Here is a 20,380-nt window from a genome sequence, read left to right on the forward strand (position 1 = left end):
GAGACCGACCAGGGTCGGCCTCCTCTGGAGAAGTCTTAGTTGTCGCCGAGAAGCTTGGATAGGTAGCGCGCTACCGCCCGAACCGCCGTCATGTTGCTCGAGTAGTCCATGCGGGTTGGGCCCAGAACCCCGAGCTGAGCCAGCTCGCCGCCCGAAGCAGCGTACCCGGAGCTCAGAACGGATGCCTCGGCGAGGCCGTACTGTTCGTTTTCCCGCCCGATGCGCACCGAGATCGAGCCGACCTCCTGCTCCATCTCGCCAAACAATCTGAGCAGGGTCACCTGCTCCTCGATCGCCTCGAGAACGGGAAATATGCTGCCGCTGAAGTCGTCACCGGTGCGCGCCAGATTGGCTGCTCCGGCCATCACGAGCTTGTCCTGGCGGTTGGCGAGGACCTGCTCAGACAGGCTTTCGGCGATGAGGCCGGCCAGGGGCCGCTGCGCTGGTTCAAGGCCGTCGGCGAACGAGGTGAGATGAGCCGCAGCTTCCGTGAGGCCGAGACCTGTCAGCTCGGCATTGAGGCGGGCGCGAATCGTCGCGATATCGGCTGCGCTGCCCGTCGTCGTCAATTCAATGATGCGCTGCTCGACGCGACCAGTGTCGGTGATCAACACCGTCATAAGGCGGGTGTCGCTCAGCTGGACGAGTTCCACATGGCGGATGCGCGACCGACCCAGCGACGGATACTGCACGAGCGCCACCTGGTGTGTCAGCTGTGACAGCAATCTGACCGTGCGGGCGAGCACATCGTCGAGATCGGCGGAATCGCCCAAGAACGCTTCGATCGCATGACGCTGAGCGCTCGACAACGGCTTGACGTCGGCGAGCTGGTTGACAAAGACGCGGTACCCCTTGTCGGTGGGAACCCGCCCTGACGACGTGTGAGGAGCCGTGATGAGCTCCTCTTCTTCGAGCTGCGCCATGTCGCTGCGGATGGTCGCCGCCGACACCCCAAACGAATGCCGCTCCACAATGGACTTGGAACCAACGGGTTCGCGGGAGGCCACGTAGTCCTGCACGATGACGCGCAGCACATCCAGGCCGCGATCCGACACCATGACTAATCCCTCCACGTTGGCACTCTTGTGCCTCGACTGCCAATTGTATCGCGCCCGGGACGTGCCTCGCATTGCAAGCGTGAGCATCGACCGCTACCTTATCCATTGCCTGCGTCGCCCTGGATCAGGGGCCATTGGCCAGCACTCGCCCTGGAACGCCCCGGGCGACAGTTCCCGAAAGGCACGTGCAATGACCGATCAGACCCCCACCGCCGGAGCACCGGCCACTCCCCTCAGCCAGCAGGAAGACCGTCAGTGGGCATCGTTCGCTCACCTCGGAGGCATCCTCTGGATCCTGCCACCCCTCATCATCTGGCTCATCTTCAAGGACCGCGGCCAGTTCACCAACTCCGAGGGCAAGGAATCCGTGAACTTTCAGATCACGGTGACCATCGCACACGTGGCCATTACGATCGTCAACGCAATCCTGACCGCCGTCACCTTTGGCATCTGGACCCTCTTCGCAGGCCTGCCGACGTTTGCCCTCTGGGTCGTCACCATCATCTTCTGCATCCAGGGCTTCGTGAAGGCCAAGGATGGGCAGTCCTACCGTTACCCGTTCGCCCTGCGCCTCATCAAGTAGCGCAACCTCACGGTTCAGATGGCCGGGGGCTAACGCCCTCGGCCATTCGCGTTAACGCGCCGCAATGCCCAAATTCGCCCAGTGGCTGTTTAATGGCGAGCATGACGAACCCACCTCCACCCCCCGCCGGCGGATATCAGGCAGTACAGCCCATGAATCCGAGCGACGAGAAGATGTGGTCGACCCTGATTCACCTGGGCGGCATCATCTTCGGAATTTTTCCCTCGCTCATCGGCTATCTCGTCCTTAAAGACCGGGGGCCGTTCGTACGTGCGCATACGCGCAGCGCACTGAACTTTCACATCTCGCTGATCATCTACCTCGTGGGCGCGGCGATAATTCTCTCCATCGTCGGCGTGCTCACCTTCGGAGTGGGATTCATCTTTCTCTGGGTCGCCATAACCGGCATCGAGATCGCCGCGATCATTTTTATGATCATCGCCGCCATTAAGGCCAACGACGGGCAGTACTACACCTACCCGCTCTCGATCGAGTTCGTTAAATAGCGGTAGCGGCCCGGGTCTGGCTGCCGCGCGCTAGTCGGATTCGGGCAACAGCCGCCGCACCACGGCGTCGGCGAGCAACCGACCGCGAACCGTGAGCACGATCGAGCCGCGCACCGCGGCAGCGCCATCCACGAGACCATCGGCGATGAGGCCGGCGACGGCAGACCGAGCGCCAGCATCCAGATCGGCAATCACGAGGCCGTCGCGAATGCGCGACAACAGCAGGATGCTCTCAGTGCGGCGCGTCTGAGCATCGAGCGTCTCGCGCCCGGCCGCCGGCGAGTGACCCGCCAGCACCCTGTCGGCATACGCCGCAGGGTGCTTCACGTTCCACCAGCGAACCCCACCAACGTGGCTGTGGGCACCAGGGCCGACCCCCCACCAGTCATGACCGCGCCAGTACGCAAGGTTGTGACGGGAGGCATGCTCAGCACCCCTGGCCCAATTGCTCACCTCGTACCATTCAAAACCGGCGTCCGTGAGCATCCGATCCGCAAGCTCATACATGTCGGCTTCGAGATCGTCGTCAGGCTGCGAGACCTCACCGCGACGAATCTGCCGGGCAAGCTTCGTGCCGTCTTCGACGATGAGCGCGTAGGCCGAAAGATGGTCAGGATTCTGGGCAATGGCGTGCTCAAGCGACCGCCGCCAGTCGTCGAGCGACTCCCCCGGCGTGCCATAAATCAGGTCAAGGCTCACGTCGAGACCCGCCTCTCGCGCCCACTGAACAACGAGCGGGATGCGCTCGGGGTCGTGCGTGCGCTCAAGCGTGGCTAAGACGTGCGGAACAGCGGACTGCATGCCGAACGATACCCGCGTGAACCCCGCACGTTTGAGAGTGCGGAGGTAGTCGAGGTCGACGGAGTCGGGGTTCGCCTCGGTCGTAACCTCGGCTCCCTCGGCAACACCCCAGGCCGAGCGAACGGCGTCGAACATCGATACCAGATCGGATGCCGGCAGCAGCGTCGGAGTACCGCCGCCGAAGAACACGGTGGTCGCCTCTCGCCGGGGAAGACCTGCCTGCTCAAGAACTCGCGCGCCCAGTTCAACCTCGATCGCGGCCTGGCTCGCGTAGTCACTGCGTTTGGTGCCGCGCAGCTCCTCCGCCGTGTAGGTATTGAAGTCGCAATACCCGCACCTCACCCGGCAGAACGGAACATGGAGGTAGACGCCGAAGTCGCGGGTCGACGCGCCCTCGAGCACGGAGGCAGGCAAGAGCCCGTCGAGAGGCGCCGGATCGGCAAGGGGAAGCGCTGAGGGCATCCCCCCATTCTCCCCCAGCGCGGCTGAGTCGGCGGCGCATGTGGTGGCCGCAGTAGAGGCTGTAGCGGAGCTGTAGCGGAGCTGTAGTGGAGTCCTTAGTCGACGGGTCCGGAGAGCGCCTTAAGGTAGCGCCCCCGCAGCACCCGCTGCGCAATGGCCAGCGCGGGGGTTGCCGCCCGCCACCATCCCTCGGCCGGTCCGGTGAGCGAGCGCAGGGTGAGCCACACGGAACCGTCCTCCTCACGATCGACGAAGAACGCTTCTTCTCCCGTGAGCGGATGACCCGGCAAGGTGCCCAGGGCGATGCCCTTGCGGTCAGCTTCGTCGATGACGAAGATCACCCGCACGGGGAATCGCAGCTTGAGGGGGCCCCACTGCCATGCCAACCACACGGAATCACCCGGCGTGCCCAGCGGCAAGCCGTCTGGTCCATAAACCGTTTCGACCGGTTCGCCGGTGACCGCGGGGGCTATCGGGGTTCCGTTGGCATCAAACTCCACGGGAGTGTAGGAGCCCTCCCGCACCTCGCGGGGGGTCTCCGTGAGCTCGACCGTGAGCCCGCTGCGGATGGGGATGCCCCAGCCGAGAGCCGCGTGCCACGCAAAATCCCAGCGCGCGGGACCGGTGCCAATGCGCACCCTCCGCTCATACGAACGAAAACCTCGCGGAGGAAACCCGACGATCTCGGGCGACTGCGTCGCGCCCACTGCCGCATAGTTGACCGGGAGCTCCCAGAGCTGCCGCCGCGACACTACTTCTTGTCCTTCTTCTCCACGTCTCCCGAGAGCGCGGCAATGAACGCCTCCTGGGGAACCTCGACGCGGCCGACCATCTTCATGCGCTTCTTGCCCTCCTTCTGCTTCTCAAGGAGCTTGCGCTTTCGGGTGATGTCACCGCCGTAGCACTTGGCCAGAACGTCCTTGCGGATGGCGCGGATGCTCTCGCGCGCAATGATGCGGGATCCGATGGCCGCCTGGATGGGCACCTCGAACTGCTGACGCGGGATGAGCTCGCGCAGGCGGCCCGTCATGAGAACGCCATAGGCGTAGGCCTTATCGCGGTGCACGATCGCGCTGAAGGCATCCACCTGTTCGCCCTGGAGCAGGATGTCGACCTTGACGAGGTCGGCCTCCTGCTCGCCGGCGGGCTCGTAGTCGAGGCTCGCGTAGCCGGCGGTCTTGCTCTTGAGGTTGTCGAAGAAGTCGAACACGATCTCGCCGAGCGGCATCGTGTACTTGATCTCGACCCGATCCTCGCCCAAGAAGTCCATGCCGATGAGCGTGCCGCGGCGGCTCTGGCAGAGCTCCATGATCACGCCGACATAGTCCTTCGGGGCCAGGATGGCGGCCTTGACAATGGGTTCCTTGACCGAGGCGATCTTGCCGACCGGGAACTCGCTCGGGTTCGTGACGGTGACGGTTTTCTTGTCGTCGGTCGTGACCTCGTAGATCACTGACGGCGCCGTCGTGATGAGGTCGAGGCCGAACTCGCGCTCGAGGCGCTCCGTGATGATCTCCAGGTGCAGGAGGCCGAGGAAGCCACAGCGGAACCCAAAGCCGAGAGCAACGGATGTCTCCGGCTCATAGACCAGCGACGCATCCGACAGCTTGAGCTTGTCCAGCGCCTCACGCAGCAACGGGTAGTCGCTGCCATCGATCGGGTACAGGCCGGAGAAGACCATGGGCAGCGGCTCGGTGTAGCCGGGCAGTGCCTGAGTTGCAGGCTTGGATGCCGTCGTGACGGTGTCACCAACCTTCGACTGGCGAACATCCTTCACGCCCGTGATGAGGTAACCCACCTCGCCGACGCCGAGACCCTTGCTCGGGGTCGGCTCGGGCGAGCTGACGCCGATTTCGAGAATATCGTGGGTGGCGCGGGTCGACATCATCTGAATCTTCTCGCGAGGGTTCAGATGACCGTCGATCATTCGCACATAGGTCACAACGCCGCGGTAGCTGTCGTAGACAGAATCGAAAATCATGGCGCGGGCGGGAGCCTGCGCATCGCCCTTCGGCGCGGGGATGAGCCTGGTCACGCGATCGAGAAGAGCAGGAACGCCAACGCCGGTCTTGCCCGAAACGCGAAGAACATCGTCGGGGTCGCCGCCGATGAGGCTCGCGAGCTCCTTGGCGTACTTATCGGGGTCTGCGGCGGGAAGGTCAATCTTGTTCAAGACGGGAACAATCGTGAGGTCGTTCTCCAGCGCCAGATAAAGGTTCGCCAGCGTCTGTGCCTCGATACCCTGCGCAGCATCCACCAGAAGGATTGCGCCCTCACATGCGGCAAGGCTGCGCGACACCTCGTAGGTGAAGTCGACGTGACCCGGAGTGTCGATCATGTTCAGCGCATAGCTTTCGCCGTCAAGAGACCACGGCATGCGAACGGCCTGGCTCTTGATGGTGATGCCGCGCTCGCGCTCGATATCCATGCGGTCGAGGTATTGCGCCCGCATATCGCGGTCGCTCACGACACCGGTCTCCTGCAGCATGCGGTCGGCCAGAGTCGACTTGCCGTGGTCGATGTGGGCGATAATGCAGAAGTTGCGAATGAAGGCGGGGTCGGTCGAAGCCGGCTGAAGGGCCTTCTCTGCTCTAGGGCTCACACATACCTCAGTCGAGATGTAGCGGAGCGGCCGAAGCCGCGCCGGAAAACGGTTTTCTCGATTGTCCCATGACGGAGCCCCGCTCCCCAATCGTGCGGCACGCTGCGCGCCGCAAGGTTTGTTGAAAACGGCCTCCGACTGGTAATGTTGCCTGTTGGCTTGCGCACCGCGTTCATCCCCCACGATCACCCGGTGCGAAATGCAGTCAGATCTTCTGTCGTTGCCCTCTACTTCGACGCTGGTTGTGGCTGTCACACACCGTCCGGAACAACAGAAAGTTACCTACCTTGGCAAACATCAAGTCGCAGATGAAGCGCATCCTCACCAACAAGAAGGCGACGGAGCGCAACAAGGCTGTCAAGAGCGAGCTCAAGACCGCCGTTCGCGCAACCCGCACCGCCATCGCCTCGGGTGACAAGGCTGCTGCCACCACGGCACTCCAGCTGGCCTCCAAGAAGCTCGACAAGGCCGTGAGCAAGGGCGTCATCCACCAGAACCAGGCCGCCAACAAGAAGTCGGCGATCGCCAAGAAGGTTGCCGCTCTCTAAGCAGCACCAACTTACGCAAGAACCCCGCCTCAGTGAGGCGGGGTTCTTGCGTTAAGACGACTGCACATGGTGCCACTTCTGTGGCGTGCCTCTGCGACGAGGCTAGCCCCGGCGCTCCCCGCGGGAGGCGATAACGCTGACCATGCGCTCAAGGGCGAAGACGGGATCGCGCTGGGCACCCTTGACCGCCGCATCCGTCTCCGCGAGAGTCTCGATGCACCGGCCTAGGCCTTCGTCGCTCCAGCCCTGAAGGTCGCGCCGTGCTCGGTCGACCTGCCACGGGGCAAGCCCCAGCTGAGAGGCGTTGGCCCGGGAACCGGAGACTTTGGCCATGGTTCGAATCTTCATAGCGAAGGCAGCGACGATGGGAACGGGATCTGCCCCCGAGGCCAGCGCGTGCCGCAGCATCACGAGCGCTTCGCCCTGACGCCCGGCGATCGCAACGTCTGCCACCTTGAAGGCCGAGGTCTCAACTCGGCCCGAGTAGTAGTTCTCGACCGTGACCTCGGTGATTTCGGCTGCGGCATCCGCGATGAGTTGCTGGCAGGCCGAAGCGAGCTCGGCGATGTCGTCCGAGAACGCCGCCACGAGCGCGCGGACGGCGCCGGGAGTCGCTCGGCGACCAGCCTTTTTGAACTCGGCCGAGGCGAAGTCGACCTTGTCTTGCTCCTTTTTGAGCTCCGTGCACACGACCTCAACCCCGCCACCGAGGCCGCCCCGGATAGCGTCAAGAAGCTTCTTGCCCCGGACGCCACCACCGTGGCGCAGCACGAGGCAGGTGTCGTCGGCCGGAGACTCTAGATATCCCAGCGTCTCGGTGATGAATGCGTCCGTGCACTTCTCGACATTGATGACCCGGATCATGCGAGGCTCACCAAAAAGGGATGGGCTCGCCACCGTGAGTAGCTGCCCCGGAGAATAACCGTCGGCCTCGAGGTCGCTGACCTCAAGGCTCGGGTCGTTGCGCTTGAGTTCGTCGCGGAGGGCTCGGATCGCACGATCGGCGAGGAAGCCCTCTGTGCCTGATACGAGAACCACGGGCGCTGGCCTAGCCTGCGACCACGGGAGCTGCGGAATCGTGACTTTGGCCGATGCCTTCGCCGGCGCCTTGGACGCCGATTTGCCTGCTGGCCTGCCTGCCACGGATCTCCACTCGGGTCGGAACGAACGTGTCTGATCAAGCCTACCCAGGCCCGCCGACGCGCGCGGTCGGGTACTAGCCGCCCCTCTCCCTCCACAGCACCATTTCGCCGTCGCGAAACGCGACGAGTACTAGCCCGTCACGGTCCGTTCGAGCTGACGCCGTGCCCAGGGTGCGAAGTGTGGCGAGGATATCTGCCGTGGGGTGCCCGTAGTCGTTGCCTGCCCCCACTCCGATGACTCCCACTCGGGCGTCGAGCTGTTCGTAAAGAGTCGCCGCCTGGTCACGAGAACCGTGGTGGGCGACCTTGACCACATCGACCGGCGCGAGGCTCGCCAGCTCTGCCCGATTGAGCGCGCCGAGCCGCAACTGCGCCTCCCGGCCCAGATCCCCCAGAAGCACCGACGTCAGACATGTCTCGCAGGCCGGGCCGCCCGTAAACGCGGTCACAACACTCGCGTCGTTGCCGGGCCCGGGTGATGCTGAACGAGGGGGCCAGAGAACCGTCCAGCGATGCTCCCCCAGGGTTCCCGCCAGGCCACGAGTAGCCATCAGCACTTCGGAGCCGGACTGCTCAAATCGCTTAAGCAGTGCCTCATCGCGCTGACCATCAGGGGGGCCCGCGAGGACAATCTTGACCCGGCCGAGCACCGTCTCGGCTCCGCCGACATGATCGGCGTCAAAGTGGGTCAACACCAAAAGGTCGATCCGGTCGACGCCGAGCCGATTGAGGCACGCAGAGATCAACTCGGGCTCTTGTCCGGTATCAATAAGCGCGACTTCTCCTGCGCTTCTGATGACCATTGCATCCCCCTGGCCAACGTCGCACGCCGCGAACTGCCAGTCCTGCGGAGTCGTGGCCGCACTACGCAGCGCGCTGCCCGCAGTCGACCCTGCTGTAACAATCGCGATGCAGGCCAGAGCCATCGCCGCAGACGATCGCACAGCTCTCCGACGAACGAGAACCGCCATAAGAGCGCACGTGGAGACCGCCGCACAGGCCGCAAGCCCTGGCACGCCCTCCCACCACGGGATCTGCGAGTTCGGCAGACCCGCGAACCACGACGCCACCGCGGCGATCCAGGCTGCTGGGACCCACGCGAACACCGCAATGAGCTGCGCGAGAGGGGGCGAAAGCCCCGCCACAATGCAGGCCGCAAGGCCAACGACGGTGGCCACGGGCGCAGCCGGGGCCGCGAGGATGTTCGCCACCACTCCCCAGACGGGGATGCTCGGCGAAAGCAAGATGATGACGGGCTGGCACGCGAGCTGAGCAGCCAGGGGCAGGGCGATTACGGCCGCGATAGGGCGCGGCAAGAACCGCCCAAGAACCTCGCTGAGCGGCGCCGCCAAGACGAGCAGCCCCGCTGTCGCGAGAACGGACAGGGTGAACCCCAGGTTCCTTGCGAGCCACGGGTCGATGAGGAGCAACACGAACACGGCCAGGGCGAGGGCGGGGAGCCCGCCTGCCCCGCGACCCACAAAACGCCCGGAGAGCACAGCAAGGGCCATGACCGCGGCGCGCAGCACGCTCGGCTCGGGAGTGACCAGCACGACGAACCCGCAAAGCACCGCGACCGCTGTGACGATTCGCAGGCCTCGAGGCCACCGTAGCCTTGCACCCAGCGCCATGACGAGCGCAACGATGATCGCGCAGTTGGCGCCCGAGACCGCGGTGAGGTGGCTCAGTGCGCTGAGCTTCATTGCCTCGTCGAGGTCGTCGCTCACGAGCGTGGTGTCTCCGATCGCCAGCCCCGGCAGCAAGCTGCCGCCGTCGCCAGGGAGCGACCCGACGACATCGAGAAACCTCGCGCGCATGCCCGCCGCGGCAGAGACGATTCCCTCTCCTCGCTCAACAACTTCGGCATCATCCGCGGAGAAGATACGATACGCGGCACCATCGCCCGGCTCTCCGGCGATCAGCGACCCTGACACCCGCACCGTGTCTCCCACCGCAGCATTGCCGCCGTGCACGGACCCGAAAATCATCACCGGAACCGAGAAGGTGCGCTCATCGAGGGCCGACTCTGAGGCGTTGTGCCCAACGGCAAGTCGCGAGACCGTTGCCCGGAAGGGCTCTGGTGCGGCGCCACGCCAGTTCTCCGCAGTAGGCGTGATCTCGTTCGCAATGCCCCCGTTCTGGTCGGCAGAAGCGGTTTCGGACCCTAGGGGACGGTGCACTGTCTGGGTCACCGTGGCCACGACCGTCACTTGCCTCGACTGCGCCGCAGCATCCCGAAACTCGGCAGGCTTTCGCACCTCGGCCGCGCCGCTGGCGCTGAGGAGAACCGCTCCGATAGCCAGAAGGGCGAGCGAAGCGGCGGCCCAGACCGATCTCCGACGGCTGTCGACAAGAGCGACCGCAACGAGAGCAAGCGATACTCCCGTCGTGACCCACGCCGCAAGGGCGGGGAGCGCATCGATTCCGATCGCGATAGCGGCTACCGCCCACGCGGCGGCGGCGGGCACAACCAACCTGAGGTCTCTGCCGGGAGGCGCCTCGGTCACACTGTCACGAGCGAGCGAAAGCCATCCAGGGTCTTCTCCCCGATGCCCGGCACCGCCAAGAGGTCGTCAACGGTGGCAAATCGACCGTTGGTATCGCGCCAGTCGATGATGCGCTGGGCTACGGCAGGTCCTATGCGCGGCAGCGTCTCGAGGGCGGCCGTATCGGCAGTGTTCACATTGACGAGGCCGGACCCCCCGGATGAGCCGCCCGCCGCAGATGCGGCCGGGGGCACGGCGGTTTCGCCGACACTCGGAACGTAGATCTGCTCCCCGTCACTCACCGGGCGGGCCAGATTGAGCTGGCTACGGTCGGCGTCGGCGGAGAAACCGCCCGCTGCGGCAACGGCATCGACCCCGCGCGCGCCGTCGTTCAGACGGTAGAGCCCGGGAGCAGCCACCGCACCCACGACGTGCACGTAGACGACTACGGCGCTGGAGCTGGAGGATGCCGACGGCGGTTGATCGACGACGGTCTGGGTTTCTCCTGCGGCCCCGAACGCACTCGCGAGCACCATCGCCGAAACGCCCAGCAAGGCGAGAACGATAACAATCCCCAGCCGCACCTTCACTCGCGGTGGTGCCGACGTCAACGCCCCGATGCCGCCGGGCACGACCCCGTTCGACACGCGGCTGTACTGGCCGTCCGCCGCGCGCTCTGGCAATCCCATGAGACGAACTTAGGAGCGGAGGCTCGCCGCACTGGCGACCTACCGGGCAAACGGGGAAGGCTCCCCCGCCGGACACCGGTGGAGGAGCCTTCGCGCTAGGGAGAGCTACTTCTTGGTCGAGATGCTCACGATCTTAGGAGCGCGCACGATCACATTGACGATCTCGCGGTCTCCGACAGCGCGGATAGCACCGGCCGTTGCCAGGGCGAGAGCTTCAAGCTCCGCCGGGTCAATCGTGGGGCTCACCTCAAGCTTGTCGCGCACCTTGCCGTCGACCTGCACGACGGCAGTGACGGACTGCTCCACGAGCAGCACCGGGTCGGCCTTGCGCCAGCCGTACGTGGCCACGGAGGCCTCGTAGCCAAGCTTCTGCCACATGTCCTCGGCGGTGTACGGGGCGAACAGGCTCAGGCCGAGAGCGACCGTCTCCGTGGCCTCGCGCACGGCAGCATCCGCCCCTCCGACACCGCCATCAATCGCCTTGCGGGTGGCGTTGACCAGATCCATGATGCGGGCAACGACAACGTTGAACTTGAACGCCTCGATGAGCCCGGGTGCGTCGGCCAAGAAGCGGTGGGTAACGCGACGAAGTGCTTCGTTGCCCGTCTTCCACTCGACCTCGGGTGCGCTCGTGACATCGCCAGCAAGGCGCCAGGCGCGAGCCAGGAACTTGGCAGACGAGTGAGGCGAAACATCCGCCCAGTCAATGTCGTCCTCCGGCGGGCCAGCAAAGGCCATTGTCAGACGAACGGCGTCGACACCGTGCTTATCGAGCTGCTCGCTCAGCTGAACGATGTTGCCCTTCGACTTGCTCATTGCCGAGCCATCCATGAGCACCATGCCCTGGTTGAGCAGGGCGCTGAACGGCTCCGTGAATGACAGGTAACCGAGGTCGTAGAGAACCTTGGTGATGAAGCGCGCGTAGAGCAGGTGCAGGATGGCGTGGGTCACGCCGCCGACGTACTGGTCAACGGGGGCCCACTTCTCTGCCTCCTTGGGGTCGAACGCCTGGGTGTCGTCGTGCGGGTTAAGGAACCGCAAGAAATACCACGAGCTGTCGACGAACGTGTCCATCGTGTCGGCGTCACGGCGGGCAGGAGTGCCATCGATCGGGTTGGGCACATTGACCCAGTCCTCGGCGGCACCCAACGGCGACGAGCCCTTCGGCTTGAGGTCGAGGCCCTCAGACGGCGGGAGGACGACGGGAAGCTGATCCTCGGGAACGGGGATCATCGACCCGTCTTCGCCGTGGATGATCGGGATGGGTGTGCCCCAGTAGCGCTGACGGGAGATGAGCCAGTCGCGCAACCGGTAGTTGCGGGCAGAGCGGCCCTTTCCATCGGCCTCAAGCTGCTCGACGATGCGCTTGATCGCGTTGGCCTTGCTGAGCCCGTCGAGCGGGCCCGAGTTGATCATCCGGCCCTCTCCTCCGAGCGCCTCGCCCGTTACTGCAGGGTCGGTCTCCGGGAGATCGGGCAGAACCGGGTCGCCATTCTCGTCGGTCTCGATGACGGGGATGGCCCCGGTGACGGGAGCGTTGGTATCGACGACCACGCGGACCGGCAATCCGAAGGCGCGGGCAAAATCAAGGTCGCGCTGATCGTGCGCGGGAACGGCCATGATGGCGCCGGTGCCGTAGTCCGAGAGCACGTAGTCGGCGGCCCAGATGGGAAGGCGTTCTCCGTTGACAGGGTTGATGGCGTAGCGGTGGAGAAAGACGCCCGTCTTCTCCTTAGTCGCATCCTGACGGTCGATCTCGGTCTTCTTCTGCACCTGCGTGAGGTAGGCGGCGAATTCGGCCTTGACCGCATCCTCAGCACCATCGATCAACTCTGCGGCGAGGTCGGAGTCGGGGGCGACGACCATGAAGGTCGCGCCGAACAGGGTGTCGGGCCGGGTGGTGAAGACGGTGACAGGCTCAGTGCGGCCCTCGATCTCGAAGTCGACGTCGGCACCGATTGAGCGGCCGATCCAGTTGCGCTGCATTGCCAGCACCTTGGACGGCCAGCTGCCCTCGAGCTGGTTGAGATCGTCGAGCAGGCGGTCGGCATAGTCGGTGATGCGCAGGTACCACTGCGTGAGCTTCTTCTTCTCCGCCGTCGCGCCGCAGCGCTCACACGTGCCGTCGACAACCTGCTCGTTGGCGAGAACGGTCTGATCGTTGGGGCACCAGTTAACCCACGATGCCTTGCGGTAGGCGAGGCCCTTCTCATACATCTTGAGGAACAGCCACTGGTTCCATTTGTAGTACTCGGGGTCGCTTGTGTGGATCGTGCGGTCCCAGTCGAACGACGCTGCGTACAGCTTCATGCTGCGCTTCTGCTGCTCGATATTGGCGTAGGTCCACTCGCGCGGGTCGATGCCACGCTTGATCGCGGCGTTCTCTGCCGGCAGACCGAACGAGTCCCAGCCGATCGGGTGAAGCACGTTGAAGCCCTGCTGGCGCCAGTAGCGGGCGATGACGTCTCCCAGGGCATACGCCTCGGCGTGGCCCATGTGCAGGTCGCCCGACGGGTAGGGGAACATGTCGAGCACATACTTGCGCGGGCGCGTATCGCTAGCGTTCTCTGTGCTGAACGGCTTCAGCTCATCCCAGACGGCCTGCCACTTCTGCTGGATCTGCGAGAAGTCGTAGTCGTTGGAGTCTTCGTGCTGCTGGGCCACAGGTCATCTCAATTCGTTGCGGGAGTCGGTGCCGGCGCCGCGACGATCATGGTCGTCGCCCTCAATTCAGCCAGGGGGGAAGGCCGAACGGGGCTCGTGGGCGTTGGCCGCGAAGCCAGCGCGCACGGCGCGTCTTCCAGACTATCGAACCAACGCGCTGCATGCGCTCCTCGGCAGCAGCTCCAGCGCTACTGCCCAGGCGAATCCACGTGCCGCAGATGGGGCCAACGCGGGCTAAGCCCGTCCCCTGACGACGTGCCCGTGACCCTCCGCTTGACCCACGGTCCAAGGTAGTTCCAGGCCCAGGCAGCGTCGTCGCGGAGTGCTTCGATCCTCCGCCGGGTCGGCAGCGGGTCGAACTCCGATGCTTCGACCACATGGTCGGCTCGAAGCTGCGCCATTACACGGTTCGCCATCGTGGCATGCCCCATGCTCGACATATGGAGGCGATCGATGTCCCACATTCGCGGATCGTTGTATTCATCGAAGCGCCAGTAGTCCACGATGAGCGCTCCGCGAACGTCGGCAATCTCGCGAAGCAGCTCGTTGTAAATTGCAGTCCGCCCGCGGGTACGTCGAAAGATCGGCGATTGTGCGGTATCAAAGCCCGTAAACAGCACGACTGTGGCCCCGGATGAGGTCAGCCGTTCGACTGCGGCATCGTATTCGGCCATGAGGTCGTCGATGTCGATAGACGGGCGCAGGATGTCGTTGCCTCCCGCGTAGATCGTGACCAGGGTGGGGTCGAGATCGATCGCCGGTTGCACCTGCTCGTCGATCACCTGTCGCAGCTTGCGCCCTCTGATGGCGAGGTTCGCATACTGCGTGTCTGGGTCGTTAGCAGCCAAAAACTCGGCCACCCTGTCTGCCCAGCCCCTGAGTCCATGGGGCAAACCTGGGTCGGGGTCACCGACGCCTTCTGTGAACGAATCGCCCAAGGCGACGTATCTGATGGTCACCCCGCCACACTACTTTCCTCCGCCTGGGACGTCGTCTCCCGGCTCGACGTGACGGCGCGGAGCAGAGCACGCGCCTTGAGCTTCACTTCTGCGAGCTCCTCGTGTGGATCAGATAGTGCGGTTATCCCTCCGCCCGCTCCGATCGTGGCGCCATTGGCATCAATCACAATGCTTCGGATGACCATGGCCAGATCGAGCGAACCGTCGAGGCAGAGCAGGCCGAACACCCCGGAGTAAATGCCCCGCGGTCGCGCTTCGAGGGAGTCGAGGATGAGCGTCGCCTCGCGCTTGGGCGCGCCCGTCATCGAACCAGCAGGAAAACACGCACGCACCGCTTCGATCGAATCGAGCCCTCGGCGCAACCTGCCCTCAATCGTGCTCACGAGTTGATGCACGTGCGGATAACTCTCCACCGCGAGAAGCGACGTGACTCTCACCGTGGCGGGATCGCACACGCGCGCGAGATCGTTGCGCATCAGGTCCACGATCATCAGGTTCTCGGCACGTTCCTTCTCGCTCGCGAGCAGTTCTGCGGCGAGCGCCGAATCCTCTTCGTGGCCGGATGCGCGCGGCCGGGTGCCCTTGATGGGGCGAGTAGTAACTTCGCCGTCGGCGCTCACTGCCAGAAACTGCTCGGGGGATGCGCTCAGCAGTGCGACGCCGTCTACTCGCAGATACCCGCCGTGGTGAGCCGGGCTGGTTGCTCTGAGGGTGAGGTAACTGGCGAGGGGGTCGTAATCGCCGGGTACCCGGGCTTCGTTGGTGAGACACAGCTGGTAGGCATTGCCCGCGGAAATGTGCGCCTGGCACTGCGCGATCAGGTCGAGATAGCGGGCATCTTCGCTGTGCCAGCGCGCAAGCTCCTCCCCCGGTTGCAGAGCTGGATCGGTGGGCATGACAACCGGGCAACGCTCGACACCGGCGAGCGCCTCACAAACCTCATCTCGCCATCCGGCAAGTTCACCCCACCAGTCACCATCGGAGTTCGCTTCGACGAGGGCTACGAGCGCTACCGTGTGGGCGGCGTGGTCGAATACGACGGCACGATCCACAAACATCCAGGCAGCATCCGGATGCTCGGAGCGGTGCTTCACCTCTACTCCCAGGGTCTGGCCGCGCAGTTCGTAGCCGAGCCAGCCGACCCAGCCGAGGCCGAAGCCATCCGCTCCCGGCTCGGTTGCTGCGCGCGTTTCGCGGAGCTCCTCGCTCAGGGCTTCGAGGATGGGGCGATCCTGAGCATCTGAGAGAACGCGTGACGAGGCTCCCATAGCGCTGCGACCGCTCGATGCGTCGATTCCGCTATCGAGCCAGAACGCGGAGTGGGCATCGGCAAACAAAGCGAGAAACACCTGGGAAGGGTCGATCCACTCCCCTAACGGATGTTTCATAACTCTGCGACGCATACGCTAACCCTATGAGTGCGCAACCGAGTCTGCTGTGGTCGGGAGATCGTCTCGTAGCGGATGATCGCCCTGGCGAGCTGGCTCCCCTCGTCGTTGCCGACTCATGGCTCGTGGTGGACGGCCGCGCTCGAGCCCTCTCGCTTCACCGGGAACGCTTTGTGTCGTCGGTGAGCACTGTCGCAGGCGATGGCGCTGCGGATGCCGCCGCGGCGGTGTGGGAATCAGCGCTCGCCGAGTTGCCACCCCGTGGTGCATGGTTCCCCCGCGTGGAGCTCAGGGGCACCGGTGCCGATAGGACTTTTCGGGTTCTCGTGCGGCCGGCTCCCACACTCACCCGCAGCGTGACACTGACAACGTTCGAGGGCGACGACCCACGCACTACTCCGTCAATCAAGGGTGCCTCCCTTGAGGCGCTCGAGGCCCTGCGAGCGCAGGCTCGCGCCGACAGCGGAGCGGACGACATTGTGCTGCTCTCTCCCCTCGGTCACATCGCGGAGGGTGCCGCAACTGCACTGCTGTGGTGGCGGGGGGACATCCTGTGCCAACCCGCAGAAGAAATCGAACGTGTTGACAGCGTGACCGCGAGATCGATTACCGCCCTTGCCACGGCGCTGGGCGTTTCCCTCTCGTGGGAGACGACAACTCCGGGCGAACTCGACGGTTTAGAAGTGTGGGCGGTCAACGCTCTCCATGGGCCGAGGATCGTGAAACGATGGGTAGACGGGCCTCCGCTCGCGGAATTGCCCGGCAGACTCGCGCTCTGGAGCAAACGACTCGACACCCTTCGCGCAGCACTCGCGCCTGCACCCGAGCTAACGACTCCGTGATCGGCCGAAAGACACCGCTATGAACGAAATACTCGACTGGATTCTCGAAGTGGTTCAGTCGGTCGACCCCGTGCTTCGCACGATCATTGCCGGCATCGCGATTCTGCTCGAAACCTCCGTGCTCGTAGGCCTGGTTGTTCCGGGCGACACTGTAGTGATCGTTTCGGCAACGGCAGTGAGCAGCGTCGCTGAGTACGTGTGGTTGCTCGTCGCCGTCGTGGTCGGAGCCCTCATCGGTGAGTCGATCGGGTTCGCCCTCGGCCGCTTCTTTGGCCCCAGCATCCGAACGAGCAGAGTGGGCCGGTGGATCGGCGAGAAACACTGGGTCTCTGCGCAGAACTACACGGACCGACGGGCGGGTATTGCGGTATTCGTCTCGCGCTTTCTGCCGGTTCTTCACTCGCTTGTTCCCCTGACCGTGGGAATGAGCACGATGCGGTATCGCACCTTCATCGCCTGGACCGCTCCCGCGTGTGTGCTGTGGGCGACGGGATACATCACGGTGGGCTGGCTCGCGGCTGGCTCCTACCGCGAACTCTCCGAGCAACTGCACACCGCCGGCTACATCTTCGTCGGCATCATCGCCGCGTTTCTCCTGCTGGTGGTGGTGGGTAAGCGGCTGCTACACCGACTCGAGCGGCGCTACATGCAGCATCCGGGAGACGGCGACGCCACGACGGTCGACGAAGACCCCGCAGACACCAACGATGCAGCCGCTGACGATGCAGACGCTGACGATTCGGCGCGCTAGCGGGGCTGATGCCACTGCCGCTGCCGCCCGCCGAGAAGCCTCTCGCGTTAACGACTGAACGCCGCCCATCCTCTCGGATGCGACGGCGTTCAGGAATCGCGTAGCTTATGCGGCGAACTGGGGGGCCAGGTAGCCGTGAACTGCGGTGCGAATTTCGTCGATCACTGCCTGGTCTCCGTTGGCATCGAAGGCGAATGCCCTCGCGAGAAGTGCGTCGATGATCTGGAGGGCAACCTCGATGCGCAGCTGGAGCTCCGACTCGGGGGAATCGACCTGCTCAGAGATTGCCGAGACGATGACGGCGGCAACGACAGCGCCGTTGGTGCGGTCGCCCTCGCGGGGGCGAACGTCGATGACGTCACCGAAGCGAAGCGAACGGAAGCCCGGCTTCGTGGCGAACGACTTGACGGCGGTCTCGATGACCGCGTCCATTGCTTCGCTCCAGCCGGTGACGGTGTCAGCGCGAAGAGCTTCGCCGACCTCCTGCACGAAGTCGGTCAGAAAGCGAACGCTGAGGCTCTGGAGAACCGCGATGCGGTCGGGAAAGTAACGGTAGACGGTGCCGATTGAGGCTCCGGCGCGCTCGGCAACCATGGCGGTTGTAAGGCGCTCGTAACCGATTTCATCGATTACTTCTGCGGCCGAGTCGAGCAGACGGGTGAGGCGGGCGGCGCTTCGCGCCTGGACCGGTTCGTTGCGCAGAGATGCGGTCGCATTCTGCAGGGTCGAGTCCAGATCGGGGTGGGGCAAGGTGGGGGCTCCTCTAAAGATTGTTCAGCTTCAGATTCTATCGCGCCCCCGAGGTGGGGGCGTGCGGGAGCCAACTTCCAGCGAATGTCTGGGCAAATTATCAGGGTGCCAACGACCCAAGCAGCATGCCCCCAGCATCCCTCGCGCCTGAGCGTGACAGACTGGGGTTATGCCACGGCTCCACACAGCGACATCGAGCGCACTAGGGACCGGCACAGTTCCGCACCTCGCCTCTCGCATAGAAGACACGATTCATGAGTTTCGCGAGCGCAGCGCCCGTCGCAGAGGACACACCCCCACGGTGATTCCGTACTCCGGGTACGGCGCTCCCGGCTGGGTTCGCGTGCTGGGCAGGGTCCTGCTCTCCAAGCCGGGCTCCGCGTCTCGCTACCGCAAGATCAGGGGATGGCGGAGCTTCACGAGCGTGCCTCTCAACGACGTCGAGGTGACGGTCACGATCGGCGGCGTTAGCCACACGGTCACCGCAGACCGCGGCGGAGTCATCGATTCGGTGGTCGAGGCAGATCTCGCACCGGGCTGGCAGACGATAACCATTGGCATCGACGGCGGCGAACCAGCGGAGGCCCCGGTGTTTATCGTGGACCCGGATGTTCGATTCGGCCTTGTCTCAGATGTGGACGACACCGTCATGGTCACCGCACTGCCTCGCCCCTTCCTCGCGGCGTGGAACACCTTCGTGCTCGACGAGCATGCGCGCCGACCCGTACCAGGCATGGCCGTTCTTTATGAACGAGTGCTGCACGACCATCCCGGCGCCCCCTGCTTCTACCTGTCAACGGGGGCGTGGAACGTGGCCCCCACTCTCACGAGGTTCCTGGCCCGGCACCTGTACCCGAGCGGTCCCCTGCTGCTCACCGACTGGGGTCCGACCCACGATCGTTGGTTCAGAAGCGGCCGAGACCACAAGGTGCACAATCTCGAACGCCTGGCCTCTGAATTCCCTCAGATCCGTTGGCTCCTCGTGGGCGACGACGGCCAGCACGACGAAGAAATCTATTCGGAGTTCGCGGCAGCGCACGCGGGCCAGGTTCAGACCATCGCCATTCGACAACTCTCCACGGGTGAGGCTGTGCTCGCGGGTGGACGAAAGAGCGACGACGACGCGAGAAGCCCCACCGAAACGCGGCGCATTTATGCGCCAGACGGTGCGGGCCTCGCCGAGCAGCTTTTGGGGCCAGACCCGCGCTGACAAACGGGTCACGCGGGTGTGCCGACTAAACCGCTGAGTCAGACTCATGGGCTAGCGTGGATAGTTGCGATCCCATCGCAGATGTGAACGAAAGAGGCACCGATGATCGAGCACGGCCCCGTTGAACGCAACGAATTTGCCATCCGCACCCTTACGGTTTCGCGGGTCACCCGCATCGGGGCATCATTTGTTCGCATCACCCTCACGGGCGACTCGCTGGCCACCTTCTCGAGCACGGGCCCCGCGGATCACGTCAAGGTCTTCTTCGCCGACCCCGCCACGGGCGTGTTGAGCGTCCCCGTAATGACCCCGGAGGGCCCACGTCGCCCCGAGGGCGGCGTGGTAGTCAGCCGCGATTACACCCCGCGCGCGTTCCGGCCCGCGACAGAGGATTCGCCAGCGGAACTCGATCTCGACTTTGTTGTGCACGGCAGCGATGCCCCCGCGAGCTCATGGGCCGAGGCAGCAGCCCCCGGCGACAGCCTCACCATCGCGGGGCCCCGCGGCTCGCGCCCCGCTCCCACCGGCATGAAGCGCGTCGTGCTCGGAGCCGACGAGACCGCGCTCCCCTCGGTCTCTCGCTGGATTTCACAGTTGCCCGAGTCCGTCGAGATCTTTGCGTTCGTCGAGCTCTCTCACGACTCCGATGCCGTCTACCTCTCCCCCGCAGATGTCAATCGCGCCCACGTGATCTGGCTGCCCAAGGGCGAATCTGCCCTGGAGCGGGCCATCCGTAACCTCGGCCCGATCGAGGATGACACCTACGTCTGGGTCGCGGGCGAGGCGGGGGCGCTCGTGCCCATCCGCCGCTACCTGCGCCGAGAGCTTGGTCTGCCCGCAAGCCAGGTCAAGGTCGACGGATACTGGAAGAGCGGCGAAGCCGGACGTGATCACCACGCCCCCATCGACGAGAGCGATCCCGAAGACTAAGGTCTAGCC

Annotated in this window: 18 protein-coding genes; 7 read left to right on the forward strand and 11 right to left on the reverse strand. The window is 64.6% G+C overall.

Annotation, left to right across the window (positions count from 1 at the left end):
- Positions 1-35 precede the first annotated feature (35 nt).
- The gene (gene hrcA, locus C2138_RS07535; RefSeq protein ID WP_108516757.1) at positions 36-1,058 is read right to left on the reverse strand and encodes a heat-inducible transcriptional repressor HrcA; all 1,023 of its coding nucleotides are present in this window, start codon (positions 1,056-1,058) and stop codon (positions 36-38) included.
- Between the two features lie 190 nt (positions 1,059-1,248).
- Between hrcA and C2138_RS07540 the strand changes: the two genes are divergently transcribed.
- Entirely contained in the window at positions 1,249-1,641 is a 393-nt protein-coding gene (locus C2138_RS07540) for a DUF4870 domain-containing protein (protein ID WP_108516759.1), read from the forward strand.
- 101 nt (positions 1,642-1,742) lie between these two features.
- Positions 1,743-2,147, forward strand: coding sequence for a DUF4870 domain-containing protein (locus C2138_RS07545; protein WP_241961075.1), 405 nt, complete (start codon positions 1,743-1,745; stop codon positions 2,145-2,147).
- Positions 2,148-2,177: 30 nt separating this feature from the next.
- On the opposite strand, the gene hemW is transcribed toward C2138_RS07545, so the two are convergent.
- The 3 genes from hemW to lepA form a co-directional block, all read right to left on the reverse strand.
- Positions 2,178-3,410, reverse strand: coding sequence for a radical SAM family heme chaperone HemW (gene hemW, locus C2138_RS07550; RefSeq protein ID WP_108516762.1), 1,233 nt, complete (start codon positions 3,408-3,410; stop codon positions 2,178-2,180).
- A gap of 95 nt (positions 3,411-3,505) precedes the next feature.
- Positions 3,506-4,162: a DUF1990 domain-containing protein gene (locus tag C2138_RS07555; protein ID WP_199286515.1), complete on the reverse strand. Its 657-nt coding sequence runs from the start codon at positions 4,160-4,162 to the stop codon at positions 3,506-3,508.
- Positions 4,162-6,012 (reverse strand): translation elongation factor 4, encoded by a 1,851-nt coding sequence (gene lepA / locus C2138_RS07560; protein ID WP_108516763.1) that lies wholly within the window; start codon positions 6,010-6,012, stop codon positions 4,162-4,164. Before lepA ends, C2138_RS07555 begins: the two co-directional genes overlap by 1 nt.
- Before the next feature lie 287 nt (positions 6,013-6,299).
- Here lepA and rpsT point away from each other — a divergent pair, with 287 nt between their 5' ends.
- The gene (gene rpsT, locus C2138_RS07565; protein WP_108516765.1) at positions 6,300-6,560 is read left to right on the forward strand and encodes a 30S ribosomal protein S20; all 261 of its coding nucleotides are present in this window, start codon (positions 6,300-6,302) and stop codon (positions 6,558-6,560) included.
- A 102-nt stretch (positions 6,561-6,662) separates the two neighbouring features.
- Here the strand turns inward: rpsT and holA are convergent, their stop codons facing one another.
- From holA to C2138_RS07595, 6 genes are all read right to left on the reverse strand, one after another.
- The gene (gene holA / locus C2138_RS07570; protein ID WP_108516766.1) at positions 6,663-7,703 is read right to left on the reverse strand and encodes a DNA polymerase III subunit delta; all 1,041 of its coding nucleotides are present in this window, start codon (positions 7,701-7,703) and stop codon (positions 6,663-6,665) included.
- A gap of 73 nt (positions 7,704-7,776) precedes the next feature.
- On the reverse strand, positions 7,777-10,170 hold the full coding sequence (locus C2138_RS07575) for a ComEC/Rec2 family competence protein (RefSeq protein WP_159078167.1): 2,394 nt from the start codon (positions 10,168-10,170) through the stop codon (positions 7,777-7,779).
- A gap of 35 nt (positions 10,171-10,205) precedes the next feature.
- Complete coding sequence (locus C2138_RS07580; protein ID WP_241961076.1) at positions 10,206-10,877, reverse strand: helix-hairpin-helix domain-containing protein; 672 nt, start codon at positions 10,875-10,877, stop codon at positions 10,206-10,208.
- A gap of 105 nt (positions 10,878-10,982) precedes the next feature.
- Entirely contained in the window at positions 10,983-13,541 is a 2,559-nt protein-coding gene (leuS, locus tag C2138_RS07585; RefSeq protein WP_108516770.1) for a leucine--tRNA ligase, read from the reverse strand.
- A gap of 188 nt (positions 13,542-13,729) precedes the next feature.
- A complete protein-coding gene (locus tag C2138_RS07590) occupies positions 13,730-14,500 on the reverse strand; it encodes an SGNH/GDSL hydrolase family protein (protein ID WP_108516771.1) in 771 nt (256 codons plus the stop codon).
- Positions 14,497-15,903 carry an anthranilate synthase component I family protein gene (locus C2138_RS07595; RefSeq protein WP_108516773.1) on the reverse strand — a complete coding sequence of 469 codons (1,407 nt, stop codon included), beginning with the start codon at positions 15,901-15,903 and terminating at the stop codon, positions 14,497-14,499. The genes C2138_RS07590 and C2138_RS07595 overlap by 4 nt, the downstream gene beginning before the upstream one ends.
- 11 nt (positions 15,904-15,914) lie before the next feature.
- On the opposite strand from C2138_RS07595, the gene C2138_RS07600 reads away from it, so the two are divergent.
- A complete protein-coding gene (locus C2138_RS07600) occupies positions 15,915-16,730 on the forward strand; it encodes an aminotransferase class IV (protein ID WP_108516775.1) in 816 nt (271 codons plus the stop codon).
- A 19-nt stretch (positions 16,731-16,749) separates the two neighbouring features.
- Positions 16,750-17,481 carry a DedA family protein gene (locus C2138_RS07605; RefSeq protein WP_108516777.1) on the forward strand — a complete coding sequence of 244 codons (732 nt, stop codon included), beginning with the start codon at positions 16,750-16,752 and terminating at the stop codon, positions 17,479-17,481.
- A gap of 105 nt (positions 17,482-17,586) precedes the next feature.
- Here the strand turns inward: C2138_RS07605 and C2138_RS07610 are convergent, their stop codons facing one another.
- On the reverse strand, positions 17,587-18,231 hold the full coding sequence (locus C2138_RS07610) for a TetR/AcrR family transcriptional regulator (protein ID WP_159078168.1): 645 nt from the start codon (positions 18,229-18,231) through the stop codon (positions 17,587-17,589).
- 169 nt (positions 18,232-18,400) lie between these two features.
- On the opposite strand from C2138_RS07610, the gene C2138_RS07615 reads away from it, so the two are divergent.
- Both C2138_RS07615 and C2138_RS07620 read left to right on the forward strand, forming a co-directional pair.
- Entirely contained in the window at positions 18,401-19,441 is a 1,041-nt protein-coding gene (locus C2138_RS07615) for an App1 family protein phosphatidate phosphatase (RefSeq protein ID WP_108516780.1), read from the forward strand.
- Between the two features lie 102 nt (positions 19,442-19,543).
- Complete coding sequence (locus C2138_RS07620) at positions 19,544-20,371, forward strand: siderophore-interacting protein (RefSeq protein WP_108516782.1); 828 nt, start codon at positions 19,544-19,546, stop codon at positions 20,369-20,371.
- Positions 20,372-20,380 lie beyond the last annotated feature (9 nt).

It is taken from the genome of Salinibacterium hongtaonis (assembly GCF_003065485.1).
Lineage (GTDB): Bacteria > Actinomycetota > Actinomycetes > Actinomycetales > Microbacteriaceae > Homoserinimonas > Homoserinimonas hongtaonis.

What these genes read in the sequence shown, in the direction of transcription:
- C2138_RS07545 (WP_241961075.1), top strand. Translation starts at nt 1,743, where the DNA reads ATGACGAACCCACCTCCACCCCCCGCCGGCGGATATCAGGCAGTACAG.
- C2138_RS07620 (WP_108516782.1), top strand. Translation starts at nt 19,544, where the DNA reads ATGATCGAGCACGGCCCCGTTGAACGCAACGAATTTGCCATCCGCACC.
- C2138_RS07595 (WP_108516773.1), bottom strand. Translation starts at nt 15,903, where the DNA reads ATGCGTCGCAGAGTTATGAAACATCCGTTAGGGGAGTGGATCGACCCT.
- C2138_RS07580 (WP_241961076.1), bottom strand. Translation starts at nt 10,877, where the DNA reads ATGGGATTGCCAGAGCGCGCGGCGGACGGCCAGTACAGCCGCGTGTCG.
- hemW (WP_108516762.1), bottom strand. Translation starts at nt 3,410, where the DNA reads ATGCCCTCAGCGCTTCCCCTTGCCGATCCGGCGCCTCTCGACGGGCTC.
- hrcA (WP_108516757.1), bottom strand. Translation starts at nt 1,058, where the DNA reads ATGGTGTCGGATCGCGGCCTGGATGTGCTGCGCGTCATCGTGCAGGAC.
- C2138_RS07600 (WP_108516775.1), top strand. Translation starts at nt 15,915, where the DNA reads ATGAGTGCGCAACCGAGTCTGCTGTGGTCGGGAGATCGTCTCGTAGCG.
- C2138_RS07605 (WP_108516777.1), top strand. Translation starts at nt 16,750, where the DNA reads ATGAACGAAATACTCGACTGGATTCTCGAAGTGGTTCAGTCGGTCGAC.
- C2138_RS07540 (WP_108516759.1), top strand. Translation starts at nt 1,249, where the DNA reads ATGACCGATCAGACCCCCACCGCCGGAGCACCGGCCACTCCCCTCAGC.
- C2138_RS07615 (WP_108516780.1), top strand. Translation starts at nt 18,401, where the DNA reads ATGCCACGGCTCCACACAGCGACATCGAGCGCACTAGGGACCGGCACA.